The sequence below is a fragment of the Vibrio sp. S12_S33 genome (genome assembly GCF_963889785.1).
GTDB classification, from domain to species: Bacteria; Pseudomonadota; Gammaproteobacteria; order Enterobacterales; family Vibrionaceae; genus Vibrio; species Vibrio aestuarianus.
This window is the reverse complement of record NZ_CAWPQZ010000396.1, coordinates 1-249: the sequence shown is the minus strand read 5'-3', so window position 1 is coordinate 249 and position 249 is coordinate 1. Positions and strand designations below refer to the sequence as shown.

The following is a 249-nucleotide window of genomic DNA, read 5'->3' as shown; positions in this document are numbered from 1 at the left end:
TTGAGAACTTTTATTTGATAACAACAAATCATGTTGTTATCAGTCAGCTTTCCAAATTGTTAAAGAGCAAGATTTTCTGATGAAAACCATTTTTAAGAACACTTAAGCAAATGTGCTTAAAGATGGTATCCCGTAGGGGAGTCGAACCCCTGTTACCGCCGTGAAAGGGCGGTGTCCTAGGCCTCTAGACGAACGGGACACTAAGTTGCGAATGTTTGGGAACATTCTTTCTCTAAAACTGTATAAACC

1 tRNA gene is annotated in these 249 nt (G+C 39.8%); it reads right to left on the bottom strand.

What is annotated here, in order from left to right:
- Nucleotides 1–123: 123 nt before the first annotated feature.
- Nucleotides 124–199: transfer RNA gene (locus AACW06_RS20580), tRNA-Glu, on the bottom strand.
- Nucleotides 200–249 lie beyond the last annotated feature (50 nt).